The 18,458-nt window shown below is 60.5% G+C and carries 14 protein-coding genes and 1 other RNA gene; 8 read left to right on the top strand and 7 right to left on the bottom strand.

Features of this window, described 5'->3' with window-relative positions:
• Positions 1–82 precede the first annotated feature (82 nt).
• A complete protein-coding gene (gene xdhB / locus AC07OT_RS22610; RefSeq protein WP_495109077.1) occupies positions 83–2,482 on the bottom strand; it encodes a xanthine dehydrogenase molybdopterin binding subunit in 2,400 nt (799 codons plus the stop codon).
• Positions 2,475–3,923 carry a xanthine dehydrogenase small subunit gene (gene xdhA / locus AC07OT_RS22605; RefSeq protein WP_495109076.1) on the bottom strand — a complete coding sequence of 483 codons (1,449 nt, stop codon included), beginning with the start codon at positions 3,921–3,923 and terminating at the stop codon, positions 2,475–2,477. Before xdhA ends, xdhB begins: the two co-directional genes overlap by 8 nt.
• A 280-nt stretch (positions 3,924–4,203) precedes the next feature.
• Between xdhA and AC07OT_RS22600 the strand changes: the two genes are divergently transcribed.
• From AC07OT_RS22600 to AC07OT_RS22570, 7 genes are all read left to right on the top strand, one after another.
• A complete protein-coding gene (locus AC07OT_RS22600) occupies positions 4,204–4,863 on the top strand; it encodes a GntR family transcriptional regulator (RefSeq protein WP_027603706.1) in 660 nt (219 codons plus the stop codon).
• A 2-nt stretch (positions 4,864–4,865) separates the two neighbouring features.
• Positions 4,866–8,354: a chromosome segregation protein SMC gene (smc, locus tag AC07OT_RS22595; protein WP_092355397.1), complete on the top strand. Its 3,489-nt coding sequence runs from the start codon at positions 4,866–4,868 to the stop codon at positions 8,352–8,354.
• Between the two features lie 259 nt (positions 8,355–8,613).
• Positions 8,614–9,477, top strand: a complete 864-nt coding sequence (gene zipA, locus AC07OT_RS22590) for a cell division protein ZipA (RefSeq protein WP_027603708.1) — start codon at positions 8,614–8,616, stop codon at positions 9,475–9,477.
• An 86-nt stretch (positions 9,478–9,563) separates the two neighbouring features.
• Positions 9,564–11,930, top strand: coding sequence for an NAD-dependent DNA ligase LigA (gene ligA / locus AC07OT_RS22585; protein ID WP_495109075.1), 2,367 nt, complete (start codon positions 9,564–9,566; stop codon positions 11,928–11,930).
• A gap of 133 nt (positions 11,931–12,063) precedes the next feature.
• Positions 12,064–13,230 (top strand): zinc-binding metallopeptidase family protein, encoded by a 1,167-nt coding sequence (locus AC07OT_RS22580; RefSeq protein WP_495109074.1) that lies wholly within the window; start codon positions 12,064–12,066, stop codon positions 13,228–13,230.
• A 146-nt stretch (positions 13,231–13,376) separates the two neighbouring features.
• Positions 13,377–13,473: signal recognition particle sRNA small type (gene ffs, locus AC07OT_RS22575), an RNA gene on the top strand.
• Between the two features lie 81 nt (positions 13,474–13,554).
• A complete protein-coding gene (locus AC07OT_RS22570; RefSeq protein WP_495109073.1) occupies positions 13,555–14,961 on the top strand; it encodes a tyrosine-type recombinase/integrase in 1,407 nt (468 codons plus the stop codon).
• A gap of 40 nt (positions 14,962–15,001) precedes the next feature.
• On the opposite strand, the gene AC07OT_RS22565 is transcribed toward AC07OT_RS22570, so the two are convergent.
• Genes AC07OT_RS22565 through AC07OT_RS22555 form a run of 3 tightly spaced genes read right to left on the bottom strand, consistent with a single transcriptional unit; the run spans position 15,002 to position 15,923 of the window.
• Positions 15,002–15,304, bottom strand: a complete 303-nt coding sequence (locus tag AC07OT_RS22565; RefSeq protein ID WP_495109072.1) for a type II toxin-antitoxin system Phd/YefM family antitoxin — start codon at positions 15,302–15,304, stop codon at positions 15,002–15,004.
• Between the two features lie 56 nt (positions 15,305–15,360).
• Complete coding sequence (locus AC07OT_RS22560) at positions 15,361–15,723, bottom strand: BRO-N domain-containing protein (protein ID WP_495109071.1); 363 nt, start codon at positions 15,721–15,723, stop codon at positions 15,361–15,363.
• Positions 15,720–15,923, bottom strand: a complete 204-nt coding sequence (locus AC07OT_RS22555) for a hypothetical protein (RefSeq protein WP_495109070.1) — start codon at positions 15,921–15,923, stop codon at positions 15,720–15,722. Before AC07OT_RS22555 ends, AC07OT_RS22560 begins: the two co-directional genes overlap by 4 nt.
• A 188-nt stretch (positions 15,924–16,111) precedes the next feature.
• Here AC07OT_RS22555 and AC07OT_RS22550 point away from each other — a divergent pair, with 188 nt between their 5' ends.
• Positions 16,112–16,333, top strand: coding sequence for a hypothetical protein (locus tag AC07OT_RS22550; protein ID WP_495109069.1), 222 nt, complete (start codon positions 16,112–16,114; stop codon positions 16,331–16,333).
• A gap of 55 nt (positions 16,334–16,388) precedes the next feature.
• Here the strand turns inward: AC07OT_RS22550 and AC07OT_RS22545 are convergent, their stop codons facing one another.
• Together AC07OT_RS22545 and AC07OT_RS22540 are read right to left on the bottom strand one after the other, a co-directional pair.
• Positions 16,389–16,877, bottom strand: a complete 489-nt coding sequence (locus tag AC07OT_RS22545) for a ribonuclease H family protein (protein ID WP_495109068.1) — start codon at positions 16,875–16,877, stop codon at positions 16,389–16,391.
• A gap of 361 nt (positions 16,878–17,238) precedes the next feature.
• Positions 17,239–18,036: a hypothetical protein gene (locus AC07OT_RS22540; RefSeq protein ID WP_495109067.1), complete on the bottom strand. Its 798-nt coding sequence runs from the start codon at positions 18,034–18,036 to the stop codon at positions 17,239–17,241.
• Positions 18,037–18,458 lie beyond the last annotated feature (422 nt).

Raw genomic sequence — 18,458 nt, 5'->3', positions numbered from 1 at the left:
GCCCCTCCCACATTTGGAATGCATTCCCATGTGGGAGGGGCGGTGCGACGATTCGACTTGCCCCCGATGGCAGCGCCTCGGTCTAGAGCGAAGCCATTTCAGTTTCAGGTTCGACAGCTGTCGCCGTCTGCAACTTGCGCATCTGCTCACACCCCCACAACACCCGCTCCGGTGTCGCCGGCGCATCGATCTTCGGCTGATGGCGATAATCAGCCAGGCTCGCCACCGCATCCTTGATCGCGCACCACGAGGCAATCCCGAGCATGAACGGTGGCTCACCCACGGCCTTGGAATGGAACACCGTGTCTTCCGGGTTCTTGCGGTTTTCCACCAGCTTCACACGCAAATCCAAAGGCATGTCGGCCACCGCCGGGATCTTGTAGCTGGCCGGGCCGCAGGTCTCAAGCTTGCCCTTGTTGTTCCACACCAGCTCTTCCATGGTCAGCCAGCCCATGCCCTGGATAAAGCCGCCTTCCACCTGGCCGATGTCGATGGCCGGGTTCAGTGAGGCGCCCACATCGTGGAGGATGTCGGTGCGCAGCATCTTGTATTCGCCGGTCAGGGTGTCGACGATTACTTCGCAGCACGCCGCGCCGAAGGCGAAGTAGTAGAACGGCCGACCGCGGGCCTGGCTGCGGTCGTAGAAGATTTTCGGGGTCTTGTAGAAACCGGTGCTCGACAGCGAGACCTGGGCGAAATACGCCTGTTGAATCAGCGTTTCGAAGGTCAGGATCTGCTCGCGCACGCGCACATGGCCGTTGTGGAATTCCACATCCGCTTCGCTCACGTCGTACTTGCGCGCGGCGAATTCCACCAGGCGTTGCTTGATGGTTTCGGCGGCGTTCTGGGCGGCCTTGCCGTTCAGGTCCGCACCGCTGGACGCGGCGGTCGGTGAGGTGTTCGGTACCTTGTCGGTGTTGGTGGCGGTGATCTGCACGCGGTCGATGTCCACCTGGAACACTTCGGCCACCACTTGCGCGACCTTGGTGTTCAAGCCCTGGCCCATTTCGGTGCCGCCGTGGTTCAAGTGGATGCTGCCGTCGGTGTAGATATGGATCAGCGCACCGGCCTGGTTCAGGAAGCTCGCCGTGAATGAGATCCCGAATTTCACCGGGGTCAGCGCCAGGCCTTTTTTCAGGATCGGGCTGTGGGCGTTGTACAGGCGGATCGCTTCGCGGCGCTCGGCGTATTGGCTGCTGGCTTCAAGTTCGGCGGTCATCTCTTCGAGCATGTTGTGCTCGACGGTCTGGTAGTAGTGGGTGACGTTGCGCTCGGTCTTGCCGTAGTAATTGGCCTTGCGCACCGCCAACGGGTCCAGCGCCAGATGACGGGCGATGGCGTCCATCACTTCCTCGATGGCGACCATGCCTTGCGGGCCGCCGAAGCCGCGATAGGCGGTGTTGGACGCGGTGTTGGTCTTGCAGCGATGGCCGTTCACCGTGGCATCGCCCAGGTAGTAGGCGTTGTCGGCATGGAACATGGCGCGGTCGACGATCGAGTTGGACAGGTCCGGCGAGCAGCCGCAGTTACCGGCCAGTTCCAGGTTGATCCCGTGCAGGCGACCGCTGTCGTCGAAGCCCACGTCGTATTCGATGTAGAAGGGGTGGCGCTTGCCGGTCATCAGCATGTCTTCGACGCGCGGCAGGCGCATCTTGGTCGGCTGGCCGGTGAGGCGCGCCACCACCGCACACAGGCACGCCGGGCTCGCCGCCTGGGTTTCCTTGCCGCCAAAACCGCCGCCCATGCGGCGCATATCGACGACGATCTTGTTCATCGACACGCCCAGCACTTCGGCCACCAGCTTCTGCACTTCGGTGGGGTTCTGCGTGGAGCAATAGACGATCATGCCGCCGTCTTCGGTGGGCATTACCGAGGAAATCTGGGTTTCCAGGTAGAAGTGTTCCTGGCCGCCGATATGCAGGGTGCCCTGGAGGCGGTGCTTGGCGGTCGCCAGCGCGCCGGCCGAATTACCGCGTTGGTGGGTGTGGCTGTCGAGCACGAAATGCTTGTTGCGAAAGGCCTCGACCACATCCAGCACGGGCTCCAGGTCTTCGTATTCGATCACTGCGGCCATCGCGGCCTTGCGTGCGGTGTCCAGGTCGCGGGCGGCCACGGCCAAAACCACCTGGCCGACGAACTGCACCGTGTCGATGGCCAGCAAGGGGTCGCCGGGCAGCAGCGGGCCGATGTCTTTCAGGCCCGGCACGTCTTCGTGGGTGATGACGATACGCACACCGTCGAAGGCGTAGCAGGGCGTGGTGTCGATGCGGATGATCCGGGCGTGGGCGCGGTCGGACATGCGTGCATACAGGTGCAACTGGTTGGGGAATTCCAGGCGGTCATCGATGTACTGCGCTTCACCGGACACGTGCTTGGCGGCGCTGTCATGCTTGACGCTGCGGCCGACCCCGGAGGTCAGGTCCTGGGCAAACAGCGCAGCCAGTTCGGCCTGGGTTTTTTCCACGGCGTGATGGTTAGACATAAGCGGTCACCCGAGTCTCGATGTGCGGCGTTTGCAGTTCGATGAAGTATTTGCGCAGCAGGTTCCGGGCGCTGAGCAGGCGGTATTCCTTGCTGGCGCGGAAGTCCGACAGCGGGGTGAAATCCTCGGCCAGGGCGGCGCAGGCTTTTTCCACGGTGGCAGCGTTCCAAGTGGCGCCGACCAATACCGCCTCGCAATGTTTTGCGCGTTTGGGCGTGGCGGCCATGCCGCCGAACGCGACGCGGGCATCACTGATCACACCGTTGTCGATCTTTAGGTTGAAGGCTGCACACACAGCGGAAATATCGTCGTCCAGGCGCTTGGAAACCTTGTAGGCACGGAACAGCGCGTGGCCCTTGGGGACGATGATTTTCTCGATGAACTCGCTGTCCTGGCGCGCCGTCACGCGGTAGTCGATGAAGTAGTCTTCCAGCGCCAGGATGCGGCGCACCTCGCCTTTGCACAGCACGATCTGCGCCCCCAGGGCGATCAACAGCGGCGGCGAATCGCCAATCGGCGAGGCGTTGCCGATATTGCCGCCGAGGGTGCCCTGGTTGCGGATTTGCAGGGAGGCGAAGCGGTGCAGCAGGTCGCCGAAATCCGGGTATTCGTGGTGCAGCGCGGTGTAGCAGTCGGAGAGGGCAGTGGCGGCGCCGATTTCCAGGCGGTCGTCGAAGTCCTCGATGCGCTTCATCTCTTCAATATTGCCGACATAGATCATCACCGGCAGGGTGCGGTGAAACTGGGTGACTTCCAGCGCCAGGTCGGTGCCGCCGGCCAACAGGCGGGCTTGCGGGTAGGCGTCGTAGAGGTCGGCCAGGTCGGCGACGGTGAGGGGCACCAGGCAGCGTTTGTCGCCGCTGTTGAGTTCACCGGTTTGGGTCGGCGTGATGGCTTTGAGGCGGGCGATGGTCTCGGCCTGGCGGCTGTCGAACTGGTCCGCCGGTTTGTTGCAGCAGGCCTGTTCGGCGGCGGCCAGGATCGGCCGATAGCCGGTGCAGCGGCACAGGTTGCCGGCCAGGGCTTCGTGGGCCTTCTGGCTGTCGGGGGCGTCGCTGTTCTTTTGCAGGGCGAACAACGACATCACAAAACCGGGGGTGCAAAAGCCGCATTGCGAACCGTGGCACTCCACCATCGCCTGTTGCACGCTGTGCAGTTGGCCCTGGTGCTTGAGGTCTTCGACGCTGATCAGTTGCTTGCCGTGCAGCGACGATACAAATGTCAGGCAGGAATTGAGGCTGCGATAACGGATCTGCTCCACGCCCTGAGGGTCGGTGTGCAACTCGCCGACCACCACGGTGCACGCACCGCAGTCGCCGCTGGCGCAGCCTTCCTTGGTACCGGGTTTGCCCACATGCTCGCGCAGATAGTTGAGCACGGTCAGGTTGGGGTCCAGGGCGTGCTCGCTACGGAGTTCCTGGTTAAGTAAAAACTGGATCACGGAAGGCCTCGCAGACTCATTATTGTTGTTAACCGCTTTGCGCCGAATCTAGTCATGTCTGACTTTTCGGTCAATGATTTTCTGACCAGAAGGTCAGGAAAATGCGATCACAACACTTTCAATTATGGTTCAGTCTTCTGAAACCGGCGTTTTTGGGGGCGTGTGGGTGTTCAGCGTTGCTTATTTCATGCCAAATTCGCCACGGTGGGCGTAGCGCCATCAGCGGGCCAATGCGCTACACTGCCGCGCTTGTACCGATAGACGATTTTGAAGGGAAAACATGACGTTCAAGGCGCCGGACAGTCTCGCCGAGCAAATCGCTCACCACCTCGCCGAACGTATCATTCGCGGCGATCTCAAGCCTGGGGAGCGGATCCAGGAACAGAAAGTCACGCTGGCGCTGAATGTCAGCCGTGGCTCCGTACGTGAAGCTTTATTGATCCTCGAACGCCGCCACCTGATCGCGATCCTGCCGCGCCGTGGCGCCCATGTCACCGAGCTCACGGCGCACAAGGTGCAGAGCCTGTGCACGCTGATGAGTGAGCTGTATATCCTGCTTGGCAATGCGGTCGCCCAGGGCTGGCAGACCCAGGCCGACATGGCGCCGTTCGTCCAGATCCAGCAGCGCCTGGTGAGCAATTTCGAGCGCCAGGACATCCGCGCCTTTGTCGAAGAATGCTTCAATGTGATGCGCGCCGCGTACCCCTTCGCCAACAACCCGTATTTGCAGGAAACCGTCGAGAACCTGCAGCCGGCGATGAACCGTGCCTATTACCTGGCCCTGGATCAGCGCAAGGCGTCCATGAGCGAGTACCTGGCGTTGTTCGAGCAACTGCTCGCCGCCGTACTCGCCCGTGACCTGGAGCAGATCCGCCAGGTGCTGTCGGCCTACTGCCAGCGCAGCAGCTCGCTGGTCATCGCTGCGTTGGCGGACGCCTAAACGTGCGGCTCAAGTGCATCAAACTGGCGGGGTTCAAATCCTTCGTCGACCCGACCACGGTGAACTTCCCCAGTAACATGGCGGCAGTGGTCGGGCCCAATGGCTGCGGCAAGTCGAACATCATCGACGCCGTACGCTGGGTGATGGGCGAGAGCTCGGCAAAAAACCTGCGTGGCGAGTCGATGACCGACGTCATCTTCAACGGCTCCACCAGCCGCAAGCCGGTGAGCCAGGCCAGCATCGAACTGGTGTTCGACAACTCCGACGGCACCCTGATCGGCGAGTACGCGGCCTACGCGGAAATCTCGATCCGCCGCAAAGTGACGCGCGACAGCCAGAACAGTTACTTCCTCAACGGCACCAAGTGCCGGCGCCGCGACATTACCGACATTTTCCTCGGTACCGGCCTGGGCCCGCGCAGCTATTCGATCATCGAACAGGGCATGATCTCCAAGCTGATCGAAGCCAAGCCCGAAGACCTGCGCAACTTTATCGAAGAAGCGGCCGGCATCTCCAAGTACAAGGAGCGCCGCCGCGAGACCGAAAACCGTATCCGCCGCACCCATGAAAACCTCGCCCGCCTCACCGACCTGCGCGAAGAGCTGGAGCGCCAGTTGGAGCGCCTGCACCGCCAGGCCCAGGCGGCCGAGAAGTACCAGGAATACAAGGGCGAAGAGCGCCAGCTCAAGGCGCAACTGTCGGCCCTGCGCTGGCAGGCGTTGAACGATCAGGTGGGCCAGCGCGAAGCGATCATCGGCACCCAGGAAATCAGCTTTGAAGCGCTGGTGGCCGAGCAGCGCAATGCCGACGCCGCCATCGAGCGCCTGCGCGACGGGCACCATGACCTGTCCGAACGCTTCAATCTGGTGCAGGGCCGCTTCTATTCGGTGGGCGGTGATATTGCCCGCGTCGAACAAAGCATCCAGCACGGCCAGCAGCGTCTGCGTCAGTTGCAGGATGATCTGAAAGAAGCCGAACGCGCGCGCCTGGAAACCGAATCGCACCTGGGCCACGACCGCACCTTGCTGCTGACGTTGGGCGAAGAGCTGGACATGCTCACCCCCGAGCAGGACATCACCAACGCCGCCGCCGAAGAGGCCGCCGCTGCGCTGGAAGAATCCGAAACCACCATGCACGGCTGGCAGGAGCAGTGGGACGCCTTCAACCTGCAATCCGCCGAACCGCGGCGCCAGGCCGAGGTGCAGCAGTCGCGCATCCAGCAACTGGAAACCAGCATGGAACGCCTGGCCGAGCGCCAGCGTCGCCTGCAGGAAGAGCGCGTGCTGCTTGCCGCCGACCCGGAAGACGCGGCGATCATGGAACTCAGCGAGCAACTGGCCGAAAGCGAAATGACGCTGGAAGAGCTGGAAGCCAGCGAAGAACAACAAGTGGAGCGCCTGGAGCAATTGCGTCAGCAACTGCAACAGGCGACCCAGGCCCAGCAGCAGGCCCAGGGCGATTTGCAGCGGCTTAACGGCCGCCTGGCTTCCCTTGAAGCCTTGCAGCAAGCGGCATTGGACCCAGGCACCGGCACCGCCGAATGGCTGCGTGACCAGCACCTGGCCGAGCGTCCGCGCTTGGCCGAAGGCTTGAAAGTTGAAGCCGGTTGGGAACTGGCGGTAGAGACCGTTCTAGGCGCCGACCTGCAAGCCGTACTGGTGGATGATTTTGGCGGCTTCGACCTGGCCGGTTTTGCCCAGGGCGATCTGCGTTTGCTCAGCCCCGCCGCTGATGGCACGCGAGTGCCGGGCAGCCTGCTGGACAAGGTCGAAGCGGCGATTGACCTGTCGCCGTGGCTGGGCCAGGTCAAGCCGGTGGAGTCCCTGGAACAGGCCTTGGCCCAGCGCGGTCAACTGGCGGGCGGCGAAAGCCTGATCAGCCGCGACGGATACTGGGTCGGCCGCCACTTCCTGCGGGTGCGCCGCGCCAGTGAAGCGGAAAGCGGTGTTCTGGCCCGAGGCCAGGAAATCGTCAACCTGATCGCCGAGCGTGAAGAGCGCGAAGCCACCCTGGAAAGCCTCGAAACCGAACTGCAAACCCTGCGCGCCACCCAGCGCCAGCAAGAGACCGGCCGCGAGCACCTGCGGCGCCTGTTGCAGGACGAAGCGCGCCAGCAAGGCGAATTGAAAGCCCAGCTTTCCGCGAGCAAAGCCAAGGCCGAGCAACTGACCCTGCGCCGCACCCGCCTCGACGAAGAAGTGGCCGAGATGGGCGAGCAGCGCGCCCTGGAACACGAACAGATCGGCGAAGCGCGCCTGCAGTTGCAGGAGGCCCTCGACAGCATGGCCCTGGACACCGAGCAGCGTGAATTGCTGCTGGCCCAGCGTGACAGCTTGCGCGAACGCCTCGACCGCGTGCGCCAGGAAGCCCGCCAGCACAAGGACCACGCCCATCAGTTGGCCGTGCGCCTGGGTTCGCTCAAGGCCCAGCACGCGTCCACGGCCCAGGCCCTTGAGCGCCTGGAGATGCAGTCCGAACGCCTCACCGAAAAACGCGAGCAACTGAGCCTCAACCTGGAGGAGGGCGAAGCGCCGCTGGAAGAGCTGCGCCTCAAGCTTGAAGAGTTGCTCGACAAGCGCATGACCGTCGACGAAGAACTCAAGACCGCGCAGATCGCCCTGGAAGACGCCGACCGCGAACTGCGCGACGCAGAAAAACGCCGGACCCAGGCCGAGCAGCAATCCCAGCTGATTCGCGGCCAGCTCGAACAACAGCGCATGGAATGGCAAGCCCTGACCGTGCGCCGCAAGGCCCTGCAAGACCAATTGCTCGAAGACGGCTACGACTTGCATGGCGTGCTCAATACCTTGACCGCCCAGGCCAGCGAGAAAGAAGCCGAGGAAGAACTTGAACGGATTGCCGCACGTATCCAGCGACTGGGCGCGATCAACCTCGCGGCCATCGATGAATACCAGCAGCAGTCCGAGCGCAAACGTTATCTGGATGCCCAGGACGCTGACCTGGTGGAAGCCCTGGACACCCTGGAAAACGTGATCCGCAAGATCGACAAGGAAACCCGCAACCGCTTCAAAGATACCTTTGATCAGATTAATGGCGGTTTACAGGCGTTATTCCCGAAAGTTTTCGGTGGTGGCAGCGCTTACTTGGAACTGACGGGCGAAGATCTACTCGATACAGGGGTAACGATCATGGCGCGGCCTCCGGGCAAGAAGAACAGCACCATCCATTTGTTGTCCGGCGGCGAAAAAGCCCTGACCGCGTTGGCCCTGGTGTTTGCCATCTTCAAGTTGAACCCGGCGCCGTTCTGCATGCTCGATGAAGTTGACGCCCCATTGGATGACGCTAACGTTGGACGCTATGCCCGACTGGTCAAGGAGATGTCCCAGACGGTGCAGTTCATCTATATCACCCACAACAAGATCGCCATGGAAATGGCTGATCAGTTGATGGGGGTGACAATGCACGAGCCAGGCTGCTCGCGGTTGGTCGCGGTGGATGTGGAAGAAGCGATGGCGATGGTGGAATCTTGAGTTGGGCCATGAGAGAAAGTTTTCAGCGCGATGTCAGGTGATTTACCGGCCTGGTGAAAGTGGCAAATGGACATATTTGTTCAAGGCATTTTGACAGGCGGTGTAAAGTTATCTTTGGTCGTGCTAGTTTAATGTCAATTTTTCGTGTGCGTGGGCAAAACGTCAGTCAGAACATAGAGTTGGCGCCACGTTTTAAAGCGGTTTGCACGGTGCTAAACCTCTTATTTTTCAGCATTTTTTATTAGAGGCACGGGATTACATGGAAATCGGTCTGCGCGAGTGGCTGATCGTCATCGGCATTATTGTCATTGCCGGTATTCTTTTTGATGGCTGGCGCCGCATGCGCGGTGGCAAGGGCAAGCTCAAATTCCGTCTGGACCGCAACCTGTCCAACTTGCCCGACGACGACGGCAGCGCCGAGCTGCTGGGGCCGCCCCGTGTGCTGGATACCCATAAGGAACCGCAACTGGACGAGCATGACCTGCCGTCGATGAGTGCACCGGTGCGTGAAGCCCGCGAGCCCTCGTCCAAGCGTGGCAAGCGCGCCAGTGCAGCTGTTGCCGAACCCCATCAGGGTGACCTGAACCTCGATGTCGATGAAGGCCCGAGCTTCAGCAGCCGTGATGACGATTTCCCGGATGAAAACGCCGGCAAGAATGCGCCGCGTCAATCCGTCAACGATCAGCCTGCCGCCGAAGAAGTGCTGGTAATCAGCGTGATCTGTCGCGACGCCGCCGGCTTCAAGGGCCCGGCCCTGTTGCAGAACATCCTCGAAAGCGGCCTGCGCTTTGGCGAGATGGATATTTTCCACCGCCACGAAAGCATGGCCGGCAACGGCGAAGTGCTGTTCTCCATGGCCAACGCGGTCAAGCCAGGCACGTTCGACCTGGACGACATCGACCTGTTCAGCACCCCTGCGGTGAGCTTCTTCCTCGGCCTGCCGGGCCCGCGTCACCCGAAACAAGCCTTCGACGTGATGGTGGCCGCTGCCCGCAAGCTGTCCCAGGAACTCAACGGCGAGCTCAAGGATGACCAACGCAGCGTCCTGACCGCCCAGACCATCGAACACTACCGTCAGCGCATCGTCGAGTTCGAGCGTCGCGCCCTGACACAGAAACGCTGAGGATTGGTTTCCAGCGTTGTCATTAGAATAAGCGCACCAACATTTGAGCAGCTTCGGCTGCTCTTTTGCTTTATGAGAGAACACCCATGACCGCCGCCCACACCCGCATCCTCGAACTGCGCGCTGAACTGGATCAGCACAACTACCGTTACCACGTGCTCGACGAGCCGAGCATTCCGGACGCCGAGTACGACCGCTTGTTTCACGAGCTCAAGGCCCTGGAGGCCGAGCATCCGGACCTGGTGACGCGTGATTCACCGACGCAGCGGGTCGGCAGTGCGGCATTGTCAGCCTTTACCCAGGTGCGTCACGAGATCCCCATGCTCAGCCTGGGCAATGCGTTTGATGAAACCACCATGCTGGAATTTGATCGCCGGGTCACCGAGGGGCTTGACTTGCCCGTGGGCGATCTGTTCGGCGGTGGCGCGGCGGTGGAATACAGCTGTGAGCCGAAGCTGGATGGCCTGGCGGTCAGCCTGCTTTACCAGGATGGCGAATTGGTACGCGGCGCCACCCGTGGCGACGGCACCACCGGCGAGGACATCAGCGTCAACGTGCGCACCGTGCGCAATATCCCGTTGAAACTGCACGGCAGCGGCTGGCCGGCGACCCTGGAAGTGCGCGGCGAAGTGTTCATGTCCAAGGCCGGTTTCGAGCGGCTCAACGCCTCGCAACTGGAAGTCGGCGGCAAGACCTTCGCCAACCCGCGTAATGCGGCGGCGGGCAGCTTGCGTCAGCTGGATTCGAAGATCACCGCCAGCCGTCCGCTGGAGTTCTGCTGCTACGGCATCGGCCAGGTGACCGGGGATATCAGCGACACCCATATCGGTAACTTGAAGCAACTGCAGAAGTGGGGCATGCCTATCAGTCATGAGCTGAAACTGGCCAAGGGCATCCAGGAGTGCTTGGACTATTACCGCGATATCGGCGAGCGTCGTAACAGCCTGCCCTATGAAATCGACGGTGTGGTGTTCAAGGTCAACAGCATCGCCTCCCAGCGTGAACTGGGCTTTCGCGCCCGCGAACCGCGCTGGGCCATCGCGCACAAATTCCCGGCCATGGAAGAACTCACCGAGTTGCTCGACGTGGAGTTCCAGGTCGGCCGCACCGGCGCCGTGACGCCGGTGGCGCGCTTGAAACCGGTCAAGGTCGCGGGCGTCACCGTGTCCAACGCCACCCTGCACAACATGGATGAAGTTGCGCGCCTGGGCTTGATGATCGGCGATACCGTGATCATCCGCCGTGCCGGGGATGTGATCCCGCAGGTTGTCTCCGTGGTCACCGAGCGCCGCCCGGAACACGCCCGTGCGGTGCAGATTCCCGAAAGCTGCCCGGTGTGCGGTTCCCATGTGGAGCGCACGCAACTGGTCAAGCGCAGCAAGGGCAAGGAAACCGTCAGCGAAGGCGCGGTGTACCGCTGCGTCGGGCGCCTGGCCTGTGGTGCCCAGCTCAAGCAGGCGATTATCCATTTCGTCTCGCGCCGGGCCATGGACATCGACGGGCTCGGTGACAAAACCATCGAGCAACTGGTGGATGAAAAACTCATCGGTTCGCCGGCCGACCTCTACAAGCTCAAATATGAGCAGATCATCGACCTGGAAGGCTTCGCCGATATTTCCAGCAAGAAGCTGATCACCGCCATCGAAAACAGCAAGACCCCGACCCTGGCACGCTTTATCTATGCCCTGGGCATTCCCGATGTGGGCGAAGAGACGGCCAAGGTGCTGGCGCGCTCCCTGGCGTCCCTTGAGCGTGTGCAGAAGGCCTTGCCGGAAGTGTTGACGTACCTGCCGGATGTGGGCCTGGAAGTGGCCCATGAGATCCACAGCTTCTTCGAAGACAGCCACAACCAGGAAGTGATCGGCGCGTTGCTGTCGCCTGATGAATGCGGCCTGCAATTGCAGGATCAGGGCGAGCTGAGCGCCGAGTTCGCCGCCAGTACCACCTTGGGCGGTTTCCTCGACAAGCTGCACGTACCCTCCGTCGGCCCCGGCGCCGCGCAGAAACTTGCGGACAAGTTCGGCAGCCTGGAAGGTGTGATCAAGGCGGACTGGCTCGACATGCGCCAGGCGCTGCCGGAGAAGCAGGCCAAGGCCGTGCGCGAATTTTTTGATAATCCGGAAAACGCCAGCCGTGCCCTGGCCATCGAGCAGCAGCTCAAGGACTTCGGGATGCACTGGCAGAGCGAGAAGAAGGTGGTCGAAGGCCTGCCCGAGGCAGGGCATACCTGGGTGCTCACCGGCTCCCTGGAGCTGATGAGTCGCGACGTGGCCAAGGACAAGCTCGAAAGCCTCGGCGCCAAGGTGGCCGGTTCCGTGTCGGCCAAGACCCATTGCGTCGTGGCCGGGCCGGGTGCCGGCTCCAAGTTGGCCAAGGCCAGCGAACTGGGGTTGAAGGTGCTGGACGAAGAGGCCTTTGTCGCATTCCTTGCCAAACACAACATTTCGGTCTGACGCGGCGCCGGTGGTGAGCGGGCTTGTCGAATCGTCGCACCGCCCGCGCCGGACTGCGAAGCCGCCCTTGAAGAAAGTGGAACGATCCTGAGTCCCAGATGATCTAGTCTCAGTCACCCAGGGAGAGATCGCCATGTTCCGCTACTTCGAGCAACTCAGTTCGCGCATCGCTGCACCGTTCATGGCCGAAACCTCGCGCAACGGCAAGGTGTGGCAGTGTCGGTGCGGGCAAGCGCTGTTCTTTCGCAACAGCCAATGCCTGGCCTGCCACGCGCTGCTGGGCTATCAACCGCAGCAAAGCCGCTTGTCCTCCTTGCAGCCTGGGCCCGTGGAAGGCACCTGGCTACAGGACGACAACCTCGACGCCGGCGCCTTCCGCCGCTGCGCCAACCTCGACACCGCGGCGGCCTGCAACTGGCTGATTCCCGCCCACAGCACCGCACCGCTGTGCGTGGCGTGCAGCCTCAACCGCACCATCCCCGACCTGTCGATCCCGGAAAACCCCGAGCGCTGGCGCAAGGTGGAGACCGCCAAGCGTCGGCTGGTAGCACAGTTAATCAGCCTGGGCCTGCAAGTGGTGCCCAAGAGCGTCGACGAGGACAGCGGCCTGGCGTTCGACTTCGTCGGCATCGACCTGGAAGGCAACGCGCCCATGACCGGGCATGCCAACGGCCTGATCACCCTCGACATCAAGGAAGCCGACGACGCCCACCGAGAAAAAATCCGCGTGCAGATGCGCGAACCCTATCGCACCTTGCTGGGCCACTTTCGCCATGAGGTCGGTCACTATTACTGGGATCGCCTGATCGCCAACAGCCACTGGCTGGAGCCTTTTCGCAGCCTGTTCGGCGACGAACGCGCCAGTTACGCCGAGGCCCTCGACCAGCACTACCAGAACGGCCCGCGCCCCGACTGGCAGCAGACCTGCGTCAGTGCCTACGCCACCATGCACCCCTGGGAGGACTGGGCCGAAACCTGGGCCCACTACCTGCACATGATGGACGCCGTCGACACCGCCCTGGGCTTTGGCATGAGCGCCCGTGAGATGGACCTGGATTACCAGCCATTCCCCCTCACCACCCTCTACGACCCCGAACATCCCGGCGGCGTGGCATTCCTGTCCTTCGTCAACGCCTGGATCGAACTGGCGGGCATGCTCAATGAACTGTCCCGCGCCATGGGCCAGCCGGACTTCTACCCATTCGTGCTGCCACCGGCGGTGATTGCCAAGCTGCACTTCATCCACCTGGTGATCCAGGAAGAGGGTGGCCGGGCGGACGAGGTGTTGCAGGCACAATGATGAACCCCTGTGGGAGGGGATGCTGACGGCCATGGCAAGTGCTTGAACCTCTTCATATTTTTAATCCGTTGCCAACGGTTGTAACTTCCGATGAGATCGGTACAATGGCCCCGCTTGCCGAGAGGCCAGCGTCGTTATGGTGACCCCATCGGTCCCCCCGCAACGATTACCCGTGAACCTGGTCAGAGCCGGAAGGCAGCAGCCACAGCGGGAACATTGTGTGCCGGGGTGTGGCTGGTGGGGTTGCCTCCATAACGCTCAAGTAATTGATTCTTAACGGTTTTTCACTCTTTACCACGCGGTGGTACAAGGAGTGATACATCCGTGTCGACCATCCCGTCCTACCTTTTGCTGTCCCGCCACTCGGTCTACTACTTCCGAATCGTGGTGCCGGATGTCATTCGCCCGTTGTTCCCCCAAAGAGAAATTCGTCGCTCCCTGCAAACTCGTTGCAAGCGGGAGGCGCTGATTCGTGGGCGTGACATTCTGGCCCAGGTCCAAGGTCTGTTCACGCAAGCGTTCCAGGGGAATAGACCCTGTGTTGAGCTTCTGCGCGGTGCCTGGGAGGCTGGGGGGAAGCGCCTTGCTTGTTGGGCGTCGTGGCTGCGTCAGCAGCAGTTGCTTGGCGTCGCCATGCCTTCGCCTGAGGTCTTACGGGAAACGCCCTCAGTCGCCGTACATGCACCCACAGCCGCGCCTTCCGTGATAGCAAAGGGGCCTGTGCAGCAATCACCTGGCTTCCTTGCTGTGGTGGATGAACAACTGGTCCAGCAACGCCGGGAGGGAGTTGCGGTGAAGTCGCTGGACGACAAGCGTGCGGTCGCCGTGCTGCTGACCCGAATCATTGGCGACATGCCCATCGACCAGATAACCCGGAAGGATGCACACCTGTTCCGGGAGACTGCTTTGAAGCTTCCGCCGCGACTTCATCAGTTGCCCGACCAGCCCCTTGAGCAATCAGTTGCGGAGGCGACCACGACCATCAGCGTTACGACGTTCAACAACTACGTGAAGAACCTTACGACCTTCTTTTCGTATGCGGTCAGGGAGGGCTATTGCAGTCGCAATCCGTTCGATGGTCTGCGTGTGCGTATTCGGCGCAAGGTCAGCGAGGAACGAAGCGCTTTCAGTGCTGATGACTTGGAGGCGTTGTTTAACAAGTCCACCTATGCGCCAGCCCATGGCCCTAAGCCAAATCAATACTGGCTTCCGCTCCTAGGGCTCTACACAGGGGCTAGGCTCAACGAACTGTGCCAGCTTTACACTGACGACGTGGTGACCATAGACGGTATCGCCTGCATTCACATACGAGCTACAAGGCCCGACCAGAAGCTCAAAACGGCGTCATCCGAAAGACTTGTACCGTTACATTCCAGGCTCTTGGCATTGGGCTTCTTAGAGTACGTGACAAAGGTGAAAGAGGCGGGGAGCGAGCGTGTATTCCCAGAGCTTACTTGCCATAAGAAGCATGGTTACAGTGCCGCGCCGTCGAAGTGGTTTACTCGGGTGCGTGAACAGTTGGGCTTCCGCGATGACGCTGCCAAGAAGGACTTTCACAGCTTCCGCCACACCTTGGCTGACCACCTAAAACAAAAGGGGGTCGCGGAGTCACTTGTCGGTGGGCTACTGGGGCATCAGACGGGGGGCATCACGTTTGGTCGTTATGGAAAGGACTTCAGGCCGGATGTACTGGCACCCGTAATGGAACTGGTCACCCTTGAGTCTTTCTAGGGGGCTTGGATGAATACTGTCCAGGTGTTCCAGTGTGCTGTCAGGAACCCTTGTCGCCATCGCCTGACTTCGTCGGTGTAAGTCCTGCGGCGGTGGTACCTTCAGTGAGTGGATTGCCTACATAAAAAAGGTCTTCGATTTCTTTATCCATCGCGTTGGATGCACTGGCGTCGAATGTGTATTGACCTTTCAAGGCGCCAATGCGTGGCAACACCGGTTGGAGCGCGACAAGTTTCACCAGCGGCTTTCCGTCACGAGTGATGACGACTTCCTCCCCGCTGTATGCGCGCTCGACGTACTGCTTGAAATCGGCGTCCAGCTTCGCGTAGTCGATGTAGTGCATGTGTAACCCCGGTCAGTGCATGTTGTTCGATGGTAGCAGGGAAGGCGGTGACCAGCTCATCTTCGGACAGCTCGCCGGTCGCAACCTTTTCTTCGCCCAGGACATAGGCGCCGTCCTTGCGGATGGCTGGGAGGTGTCACCCAATCCTGGAAGGCGCGGGCTTCGGGCTTGTTGGAGCGCATGACCAGCTTGTACACGCCGGACTCCGCAAGGATTTTCGCGGTGCCCATGCCTTTGGCAGAGGTTAAACCCCTGGGTAAGGTGCGAATCTCGTTGGCTGATAGGAAGCTGAAGTTTGTACCCGCTTGAGCAATGCCCAGGGCGCGACGGACGTCGGAGGCGACAAACCAGGGGCTACCCTCCAGCTCGACCACGCGGACGTCTAAGGGGCCAAAGGCGAACTTTTGAAGGGGGCTCATACAGCGCACTCCAGCACCGGCCGGGTGGTGTGAAGGCGGCGCGTCATTTGCTGCATGTAAATCATCAGCTCCAGGGCCGTCGTGACGGGCAGGTCCGGGGCAATGCTTTTGTGAACCTGCTCGATGTCGTCAGCGTCATAGCCTTCGACTTCCAGTTGTTCCTGGAACAGCTCCAGGATGCTTTCAAGACGCCGGCTCATTGGACGTCACCGACCAGGACGCGAATGTTCAGGGCCGCTTGCGTTGCCGCTTTTGCTTCGTCACGGAGGGCCACGGCCTGGGTGTCCAGGGCTTCGGCTTGCTCGACCTTGGCGTTAGCCTGGTCGTGGTTACATCGTGGCGCGAATAGCTGGCTACACTGGATTACCGGAACGCAATGGAGGCGGTTATGGGAGCAATCGATGATAAGGAGCGATCCGACGCCTACCTTGAAGTGATGGAGCGTCTGTGTCGTGAATACGGCGAAGCCTTGAAAGATTACGACAAGGCTAAGGAGGCTGGGGACTCTGAAGTAGCATCCCGGTTGGAGCTGGTCGTGGCTAAAAAGTCCAGCGTCATGCAGGCATACATGGAGCGCATTCGGGATGGCACTGACGCCGACCTGCACTGAAGCGCAAGCTAAAACGACAGGGGGCTGGGCACACGCCCCATTCCCCCATCGGTGATTACGTCGCCTCGCTCGCCATGGTCAGCTCATAAAGGTACTCGCCATTAGCTCCTCGGCAGGCCAGGGAGTCGGCCTCCTCGTTACCCAGGTTACCGGTGTGCCCCTCGACCCAAACGAAAGTCACCTCCCGGTGCTCTATGAGCTGGTCGATCTGCTCCCAGAGGTCACGGTGCTCAACAGGCTTCTTCTTACTATTCTTCCAACCCTTGGCCTTCCAGTTGGGCAGCCATTCGTTTGCCCCTTTGACCACAAGCTGGGAGTCGCTGTAGAGCGTGATAGGCATTGGCTTGTTGCACCGCTTCAGCGCCTCCAGGGCAGCCAGCAGTTCGGCTCTGTTGTTGGTCTGGGGCTGGTCACGGGGGACCGGAGCGGCAAGTTTCATTGTCTTGCCTTCGGGGTTGGTGATGTAGGCGCCCCAGCCTGCTTTGGCATTGGGTTTACCGTTGTTCGGGCAGGCGCCGTCGACGTAAGCAATGTACGTGGTCATGGATTGATGTCCTTTGAAAGTGGGTGTGCAGTGGCAGACCAGATAGCTCTGTGTCTACCAGTGAGGGTTTTTAAATGAAGGGTAGAAACGCACCGGGCCAATTCTGCACATATGTATAAAGGCGAACAGACCGAGCCAATGATTGGGCATCGACACAAGGGCGGCCGTGGTAGCCGGCAGTAGCGAAGCTGCTGTCGGGTGCCCAACGAGGACGACCAACAACAAGGGAGGGTGTTGGGGATAATCCGTTGTTGGCTTCTGTAAAGGTGAAACCTGATTAAAACTTTGGTGGATGACTACTAAGCATGGCCCTCTAACCTGGCCTTTATTGTTGGTCCGGCTCTACGGTCCCATGCAGCAGCTACGCTACTGCCTGTGCCACGCCTGCCCCTGAATCGTTAGTTCGTTGAGTTACTACATCTGAAATAGGCACCATGGAGGGGTCTTCTGGGGCTCTCTTATAGTATGCGGCGTTAATTAAGTAGCCAGGGTCGAAGGCATCATCGCCAAGAGCGCGTCGAAGTATTGTCAGTTCTTCACGTGTCGGCATAGTTGTTTGGCAGTCAATTGTCGGGTGGGTTTGGAGGAGTTTTTTCCGGTACTCGGCATTCGCTACCTCATCGGTTGGAAGATCCATCTCGTAGACAAGTGATGCCGGTCTGGATTTCATGAGGTACGGCAATGCTAATTCGACCGCTTTCACATAACGCTGAGCGTGCCGAGCCTGTATCCCAAGCAAATCACCAACATTGTTTGAAGTGATTGTTTCAAGGCTTTCTAGAACGACCATCAGACTTTTAACGGAAAGAGGCTTGGATGAGCCTCCTTGGCCTGTAGCGCGGTCATGCCAGTCAAGCCTAGCGATGCCCTCAATGATTTCCTGGGCAAAGTACGGGTATCGGCCATACAAGGTGTAGGGGCCAAGTATTCCATTAAAGGGGTTCTGGATCTGTTTTGCGGGGCGTCCCCGTCGCTCGCCAGGTTTCTTTACCACTTCTTTTTTTGATGTGGCTGGTCGGTCCCCCTTGGCTTTGTAGATTGCTAAGCGCTGCTTGATTAGCAGGTCGGCGTTAGCCTTCATCCGTTGATACATTTCTTGGACTTGGCGTGGGTCGAGCTTTTTATCACCTTGAGTCGCGGTCTTATTTCCATTAGTCATGGCTGGTTCACCGTGCCCGCACGATAGGGCCGAGGGCTTGCCAGTAAGGTGCCTCCCAGTCGGGCTGGAGAAGGTCAAGTATGTCGGCGTTGTTCCACGTAAGGCCGCTGACCATGGCCAGCTCCAGGGCTTCAGCAATTCGTGTGTCGCGTCCTTTGCGCCGACTAATGGCGCGGGCAAGGTGGGTCAGGCGGTCAAGGTGGTCTGCACGTAGGTGTAGATTGAGGCGCACAAGGCGCATGGGTTGTTTCATGGGATTGAAGTCCAGTGATAGCAACACCAAAGCCCCGCCGTGGTTTGCCAGGCAGGGTTGATGGGTCGTAGGAGGTGGGATTGAGGTGCCGCCGGTCGGGACGCCGGCCTGGTTATACAAAGACTGGCAGTAATTCCCCTGGGTGCCGTCTGAAGGGGGATGACGGGTG

The sequence above is a fragment of the Pseudomonas sp. GW821-FHT09C10 genome (assembly GCF_059418085.1).
The sequence above is the reverse complement of the archived record's forward strand: the minus strand, read 5'-3'. Positions and strand labels throughout refer to the sequence as shown.

Excerpts from the sequence above, each read along its gene's own strand:
- xdhB (WP_495109077.1), bottom strand. The coding sequence starts at position 2,482 with ATGTCTAACCATCACGCCGTGGAAAAAACCCAGGCCGAACTGGCTGCG.
- AC07OT_RS22600 (WP_027603706.1), top strand. The coding sequence starts at position 4,204 with ATGACGTTCAAGGCGCCGGACAGTCTCGCCGAGCAAATCGCTCACCAC.
- zipA (WP_027603708.1), top strand. The coding sequence starts at position 8,614 with ATGGAAATCGGTCTGCGCGAGTGGCTGATCGTCATCGGCATTATTGTC.
- ligA (WP_495109075.1), top strand. The coding sequence starts at position 9,564 with ATGACCGCCGCCCACACCCGCATCCTCGAACTGCGCGCTGAACTGGAT.
- AC07OT_RS22580 (WP_495109074.1), top strand. The coding sequence starts at position 12,064 with ATGTTCCGCTACTTCGAGCAACTCAGTTCGCGCATCGCTGCACCGTTC.
- AC07OT_RS22565 (WP_495109072.1), bottom strand. The coding sequence starts at position 15,304 with ATGCACTACATCGACTACGCGAAGCTGGACGCCGATTTCAAGCAGTAC.
- AC07OT_RS22560 (WP_495109071.1), bottom strand. The coding sequence starts at position 15,723 with ATGAGCCCCCTTCAAAAGTTCGCCTTTGGCCCCTTAGACGTCCGCGTG.
- AC07OT_RS22555 (WP_495109070.1), bottom strand. The coding sequence starts at position 15,923 with ATGAGCCGGCGTCTTGAAAGCATCCTGGAGCTGTTCCAGGAACAACTG.
- AC07OT_RS22550 (WP_495109069.1), top strand. The coding sequence starts at position 16,112 with ATGGGAGCAATCGATGATAAGGAGCGATCCGACGCCTACCTTGAAGTG.
- AC07OT_RS22545 (WP_495109068.1), bottom strand. The coding sequence starts at position 16,877 with ATGACCACGTACATTGCTTACGTCGACGGCGCCTGCCCGAACAACGGT.
- AC07OT_RS22540 (WP_495109067.1), bottom strand. The coding sequence starts at position 18,036 with ATGACTAATGGAAATAAGACCGCGACTCAAGGTGATAAAAAGCTCGAC.